At 46.5% G+C, this 6,170-nt stretch carries 6 protein-coding genes, 1 tRNA gene and 1 pseudogene; 6 read left to right on the top strand and 2 right to left on the bottom strand.

Annotation, left to right across the window (positions count from 1 at the left end; translation table 11 throughout):
- The 4 genes and pseudogenes from O9323_RS00420 to O9323_RS00405 form a co-directional block, all read left to right on the top strand.
- Nucleotides 1-151: pseudogene (locus tag O9323_RS00420) on the top strand (RNA-guided endonuclease TnpB family protein); the annotation flags it as partial.
- A gap of 95 nt (nucleotides 152-246) precedes the next feature.
- Complete coding sequence (locus O9323_RS00415) at nucleotides 247-390, top strand: hypothetical protein (protein ID WP_262382301.1); 144 nt, start codon at nucleotides 247-249, stop codon at nucleotides 388-390.
- Nucleotides 391-394: 4 nt separating this feature from the next.
- Nucleotides 395-1,798, top strand: a complete 1,404-nt coding sequence (locus tag O9323_RS00410; RefSeq protein ID WP_002752786.1) for a CmpA/NrtA family ABC transporter substrate-binding protein — start codon at nucleotides 395-397, stop codon at nucleotides 1,796-1,798.
- Between the two features lie 9 nt (nucleotides 1,799-1,807).
- Nucleotides 1,808-2,644, top strand: a complete 837-nt coding sequence (locus tag O9323_RS00405; RefSeq protein WP_149107003.1) for an ABC transporter ATP-binding protein — start codon at nucleotides 1,808-1,810, stop codon at nucleotides 2,642-2,644.
- Between the two features lie 102 nt (nucleotides 2,645-2,746).
- On the opposite strand, the gene murA is transcribed toward O9323_RS00405, so the two are convergent.
- A complete protein-coding gene (gene murA, locus O9323_RS00400; protein WP_043998440.1) occupies nucleotides 2,747-4,060 on the bottom strand; it encodes a UDP-N-acetylglucosamine 1-carboxyvinyltransferase in 1,314 nt (437 codons plus the stop codon).
- Nucleotides 4,061-4,251: 191 nt separating this feature from the next.
- Between murA and O9323_RS00395 the strand changes: the two genes are divergently transcribed.
- Nucleotides 4,252-4,335 (top strand) — tRNA-Leu (locus O9323_RS00395).
- A 62-nt stretch (nucleotides 4,336-4,397) separates the two neighbouring features.
- Nucleotides 4,398-5,186, top strand: a complete 789-nt coding sequence (locus O9323_RS00390) for a TrmH family RNA methyltransferase (RefSeq protein ID WP_288124519.1) — start codon at nucleotides 4,398-4,400, stop codon at nucleotides 5,184-5,186.
- A 20-nt stretch (nucleotides 5,187-5,206) separates the two neighbouring features.
- Here the strand turns inward: O9323_RS00390 and O9323_RS00385 are convergent, their stop codons facing one another.
- Nucleotides 5,207-5,941: a TIGR02391 family protein gene (locus tag O9323_RS00385; RefSeq protein ID WP_149107000.1), complete on the bottom strand. Its 735-nt coding sequence runs from the start codon at nucleotides 5,939-5,941 to the stop codon at nucleotides 5,207-5,209.
- Nucleotides 5,942-6,170 lie beyond the last annotated feature (229 nt).

Below are 6,170 nucleotides of genomic sequence, written 5' to 3'. Positions count from 1 at the left end.
CCATGACCGAGATATTAACGCTAGTAAAAATATTTTGGCCGCAGGGCTTGCGGTGTCAGTCTGTCGAGCGACCATAAGACCAGAACAGAGTAAATCTGTTAAGGCAGGTGCGGAACCCCGCAAGGGAAAGAAGCAGAAACCTAAATCGTGAGGTTTGGGAATCACCGTCCGTTTACGGCGGTGAGGATGTCAACGTAGCCGTGGAAATGTTAACCGGAGGTGTGGGAATCGGGTTTTTTCTTTGGGATGAGTGGAATCGCTTATCGCTTAAACCTTAGTTCCGTCTTTCTGGCGGTGATTGTCATTGGCGTTACCGGTTTAATCCTCGATTACCTAATTAGCCGTTTACAAGTCCTTGTCACCCATCGTCCCGCTAAACCGGGCAGTTAATACCATGATTCCCCCCATATCTAGACGTACCTTCCTTCAGGGATTGGGGACGACTTTGGTTACTGGTAGCCTGACTGCCTGTACTATCAATGCCAGTCGCAACCCGACGGGATTAACCGAGGCAGCCCTAGCCGTAACCCCGATTATCGATCCGAAAACCCTAGAAAAACCTAACCTCACCGTGGGATATGTCCCCGTCAATGATTGCGCCCCCTTCGCCGTCGCCTGGGAAAAAGGCTTTTTTCGCAAGTATGGACTGAATGTCACCCTCAGTCGAGAAGCAAGTTGGGCGAATTCCCGTGATGGGATTATCTTCGGACGCTTGGATGCTTCTCCCGTGGTCTCCGGGGCGATTACCAATGCGAGGACGGGGGCAGAAGGGGCCCGGGTTGCCCCTCTGTGTGGGGCGATGACTATTCATCGTCACGGCAACGCTATGACCATGAATCGGCCGATGTGGGATTTTGGCCTTCGACCTTGGCAAGAGTATAATGGCGATCTTGAGCAAGCGGGCCGGCAACTGCAAGCCTATTTCCAGAGTATCCCCCCGGAAGAGCGCATCTGGGCGGTGGTCTTGAGTTCCTCCATCTATGAATACTTCCTGCGTTACCTGACGGCATCGATGGGCATTAATCCGATCGAAGAATTTCGTCTTTTGATTATTCCGCCGCCGCAGATGGTCAACAATATGCGTATTGGCACAATGCAAGCTTATATGGTGGCCGAACCCTGGAACACTAGGGCGATTAGGGGTAACGAAGGGGTCGGTTTTACCTTTGCCCAGGGACGGGAAATCTGGCAAGGACACCCCGATCGCATTCTAGCGGTGATGGAGTCTTTTATCGAAGAAAACCCGAAAACCTATCGCTCTTTAGTCAAAGCGATGATTGAAGCTTGTCAGTATTGCGATCGACCTGAAAATCGAGAGGAAGTAGCGACGATCATTTCTGGGCGCTCGTTTACAGGGGCAAAACCACAATTTACCCGCCCCGGCATCGTTGGGGATTACAACTATGGCGGTTTCGATGATCGAAAACGTCTGGTTGGGGATCTAGCGACGACAATTTTTTTCGCCATGCCGAAAGATATTGCCAAAGCCGATCACGATCATTCTACCTTTCTCTGGCAATCCGAAAGTCTTTGGTTAATCACCCAAGCCGCTCGCTGGGGACAGATTGCTGAAATACCCAAAAATGCGGAAGAAGTAGCTAAAAAAGCTTGGAAAACTGATTTATACCGTCAAATCGCCGACGATATGGGTATTGTTTCTCCCAGCGAGGATTATTACGTCGTACCTCCGGGGGCCTTTATCGATCAAAAAGCTTTTGATCCTAGCGATCTCGTCGGTTATCTCAACAGTTTTGAAATTCGCGCCAATTCACCTCAATTCTTTTATTTGCAGGGATAATTCATTATTATGTCCCAATTCTCCTCTGTTCCTAACTCGCTCTCAAGTTCCTTTTCCGAGGAGGAATTTTTAGAGATTAAAAATATCGTTAAAGCTTATCCTAAGGCTGATGGCAGTAATTTTGTTGTCCTCGATGGGGTCAATCTAACTATTGGTTCCCAAGAATACATTTCGGTGATCGGTCATTCCGGTTGCGGCAAATCGACGCTTTTAAAAATTATCGCCGGTTTAGAACAAGCCTCCTCGGGACAGGTCACTTTAGAAGGAAAATTAATTCGTAAACCGGGGGCTGACCGCATGATGGTTTTTCAGCATTATTCTCTTTTGCCCTGGTTGACAGTGCGAGAAAATATTCGCTTGGCAGTGGATGAAGTTCTTAAAAGTGCTAGTAAAGTTGAAAAAAATAGCCTTGTTAATGAACATTTAGCTATGGTGCATTTAACGGCCGCTGCCGATAAATATCCCGAAGAAATCTCCGGCGGAATGAAGCAGCGGGTGGGCATCGCTCGCGCTTTGGTAACTCGACCGAAAATGCTATTAATGGATGAACCTTTTGGGGCTTTAGATGCTTTAACTAAGCGAAAATTACAACAGGAAGTGCTGAAAATTTGGGAGAGTCACCGGCAAGCGGTGATTATGATTACCCATGATGTAGATGAGGCAATTTTCATGTCCGATCGCATTGTTTTAATGACCAATGGACCCCATGCTAATATCGGTGAGATTTTAACAGTGCCTTTTCCCCATCCCCGGGATCGTCACGCCATGCGAGAAACTCAAGAATATTATGATTTAAGAAATCATGCTCTCGATTTTCTAGAGCGTTATTTTACAGCCGATGAATAGGCGGTGAACAAGTCAGATAATATCTGTCGGTCCAAAGCATTCGGATAGGAAATCTACGGTTTCAGCGATAGGTTATTGCCCGAATGCTTCGCCCTTTTTCTATTAAGATTGGGTCAGGGTAGCCAATTCTAAGGCTAAAGGATCAACCCGGCGTAAATTTGCCCCTAATGCTCCTAATTTACCCTCTAAATTATCGTAACCTCGATCGAGGTGATGGAGTCCCTGCACAATAGTAGTCCCCTGGGCTGCCAATCCTGCTACCACCAAAGCTGCCGAAGCGCGTAGATCCGTGGCCATCACCGGCGCCCCAGAGAGGAAAGGCACACCGCGCACTAAAGCCACATTTCCTTTGACCTTGATATCTGCTCCCAGACGCTTTAATTCCGCCACATGACGCAGGCGATTTTCAAAAACCGTCTCATTAACCACGCTACTGCCCTCGGTTAAAGTTAACAGAGCCATAAATTGGGCCTGCATATCCGTGGGAAACCCGGGATAGGGCAGGGTTTCGATATCGGTGGCTTTTAAGTCTTTAGGGATAATCCGGAGACGATTGGGACCATCTTCCACCACTTCCGGACCGATTTCGTGCAGTTTGGCAATTACCGAAGCTAAATGGCTGGGAATCACGGGATAAAGACTAATTTCTGAGCGGGTAATTGCCCCGGCTATCAGTAAAGTCCCGGCTTCAATGCGATCAGGAATGATACTGTAATCGGTACTGTGCAGACGGGAAACTCCCTCAATAACAATTGTATTGGTCCCAGCACCGCGAATTTTTGCCCCCATGGAAACACAAAAATTGGCTAAATCAATCACCTCTGGCTCCTGGGCCGCATTACCGAGAATGGTTTCCCCGAACGCTAAAGTCGCCGCCATCATTAAGGTTTCCGTCGCTCCCACACTGGGATAATCCAGATAAATATTCGCCCCTTTCAGACGACCATTACCCTTAACGCGGGCGTGTACCATGCCGCCATCGATTAATACATCTGCACCCATTGACTGTAGGCCTCTAACGTGCAAATCCACTGGTCTGGCCCCAATGGCGCAGCCGCCGGGGAGGGGAACTTTTGCTTCTCCTAAACGGGCTAAAATCGGTCCAATGGCAAAAAAACTGGCTCGCAACTGGGAGACGAGATCGTAGGGTGCTTGAGCTTGTTTGAGGTCTCTGCCATCAATCTCTAGTCTATCTCTGGTGTGACGGACTTGCACGCCCAAAGCCGAGAGAATTTGACTCATCCGCTCGATATCGGCTAGGGCAGGTACATTACTAATCTGGCACTCGTCGGAGCAGAGTAAAGCTCCCGCCATAATCACTAGAGCGGCATTTTTGGCACCACTGATTTTAACTTCACCCTTGAGAGAGTGACGACCTTGAATTTCTAAATAGGGATGCTCGATATCGATAGTCATAGGATCATTCATTTATCTTAGTTGGGAGTCTTGGCTAAGGCAAGCTTCGGTAAAATTAGACTGCATCTTATCAGATTTTTGAACGAATTATCGGTGATTCTACCTCGAAAAGCGATTTTTGTCTTAATTATCTGAACCATCTTGACTTATGGATTGTCCGATAGTATGATAGGAGATTGTGAAAGAAAAACGCGGAACTGGCGGAATTGGTAGACGCGCTAGATTCAGGTTCTAGTGTCTGCAAAGACTTTCGGGTTCAAGTCCCGAGTTCCGCATTATCTCCCTCAAAACGTAGTTATTTAGGGCAGCCCTAGCGGGGTGAAAAATCCGATTGGCTATGATTAGCAGTGTTCAAAACCCTTTAATCAAGCAAATTCGCAAGCTACACCGCACTAGAGAGCGACAGGAGCAGAATTTGTCCTTAATTGAGGGAACCCACTTACTAGAGACGGCTTTAGCCCTGAATTGTTCCCTAGAAACGGTTTGTTATACTGAAAAGTGGCAGCAAAGACAGGGAGAATTAGCAGAGAAGCTTCAAAATCAAGCGAAACGAGTCGAGATAGTTTCCCCGGAAGTCCTCGCTTCCCTAGCAACAACGGTTAATCCCGATGGTGTGATTGCCACTATTGCCCGTGATCACCTTCATCCAATCCCCCCAAATCCGCTACAATTGGGCTTAGTTTTGGAAAGATTGCAGGATCCGGGTAATCTCGGCACTATTATTCGCACTGCCGTGGCTACGGAAGTACAGGGTATCTGGTTAAGTCTCGATAGCGTCGAAATCGATAACCCTAAAGTGATCCGCAGTTCCGCCGGGGAATGGTTTCGATCGCCCCTAGTGGTAGAATCGGATTTATCGGCTTTAGTGAAAAAATATCAAGCACAGGGGGTAAAAGCGATCGCGACTTTACCCACAGCCACCAAAAGCCATTGGGAGATTGATTTTACCCGTCCGACTTTAATCTTGTTAGGCAATGAAGGAGCCGGTTTATCGCCCCAATTAGCGGCTTTAGCCGATGAAACGGTGAAAATTCCCCTCTTTGGTGGTGTGGAATCTTTAAATGTTGCGATCGCTACTGCTGTCATCCTCTACGAAGCTAGAAGACAATTATCGGTGAATAGTTAAACCAGACAAGAATTAGAGATTTATGTATTCTCGTTTTTTGTCTCCCAATCTAAATTATCTAGCATCTTCAACAATAAATTAATGAATACGATAATTTCTCCACCCTCCTCTGGTTTAGGATCGATGAATCGATGAGCGTAACGGTTACGAAAAAGCTTCATTGTACCCGAATATAAATCACGGTATGCCTCTAATTCTTCTGATGGAAGCTTATCTTTTTGTACAGATTTATTGCTTCCAAAAATTAGGTTAACAATACCATTACCCGTGGCTTTTTGATTAATATTATCAATATTTCCCAGTTTCCTCATGCGGTCCTCTAAAACCACTGTCGCATTGCGAATCGCAGTATCCCACGCTTTTGGATTATCTCCACCCGCACTCACAGAAAAACGGACTCTCTCCCATAGTTCGGAGTCTAAATGTTCAACTTCAGTCAAGGGAATTAGATGAGGAATAGCCGAGCGATTGGGTTCAGCAAAGTTAGAATCAACCGCTTCATAAGCTTTTTGTGTTAGAGCGACCTTGTATTCATCCGAGGCTATTGTTTGCAAATTAATATAACCAGATTTTTCTAATTCACGGAGCGTTGGGAATTCGACCTCAGGACAGCTATCAGAACCCGTGTAATTTGGCCAACTACGACCTCCGAAAACCTGACAACCCCACAAAATATTGCCCTCGGGAAGATGACCAGCCCGTACTTCTTGAACTATCCATCGCAAAAGGTTTTTTTGATTTTCTGTTAAACTCATATTTAAGCCTCGAAAAATAAACAACAGTACTATTATACTATGTGCTTTTGATTTTCGTAACGGGAATTTGCTAAAATTGACATCTATATAGGGTCTGCTGAAAAAGTACGGGCGAAGCATTCGGGCAATAACCTATCGGTGAAACCGTAGATTTTCTATCCGAATGCTTCGCCCCTACAGGACACGGGCCGATGAAGACGCAAGGTTTTGAACGAAGATTCTCTCAAAA

This window comes from Microcystis sp. LE19-131.1A (assembly GCF_027532015.1).
GTDB classification, from domain to species: Bacteria; Cyanobacteriota; Cyanobacteriia; order Cyanobacteriales; family Microcystaceae; genus Microcystis; species Microcystis ichthyoblabe_A.
This window is presented reverse-complemented; position numbering and strand designations above follow the sequence as displayed.

What these genes read in the sequence shown, in the direction of transcription:
- O9323_RS00405 (WP_149107003.1), top strand. Translation starts at nt 1,808, where the DNA reads ATGTCCCAATTCTCCTCTGTTCCTAACTCGCTCTCAAGTTCCTTTTCC.
- murA (WP_043998440.1), bottom strand. Translation starts at nt 4,060, where the DNA reads ATGACTATCGATATCGAGCATCCCTATTTAGAAATTCAAGGTCGTCAC.
- O9323_RS00385 (WP_149107000.1), bottom strand. Translation starts at nt 5,941, where the DNA reads ATGAGTTTAACAGAAAATCAAAAAAACCTTTTGCGATGGATAGTTCAA.
- O9323_RS00390 (WP_288124519.1), top strand. Translation starts at nt 4,398, where the DNA reads ATGATTAGCAGTGTTCAAAACCCTTTAATCAAGCAAATTCGCAAGCTA.
- O9323_RS00410 (WP_002752786.1), top strand. Translation starts at nt 395, where the DNA reads ATGATTCCCCCCATATCTAGACGTACCTTCCTTCAGGGATTGGGGACG.
- O9323_RS00415 (WP_262382301.1), top strand. Translation starts at nt 247, where the DNA reads ATGAGTGGAATCGCTTATCGCTTAAACCTTAGTTCCGTCTTTCTGGCG.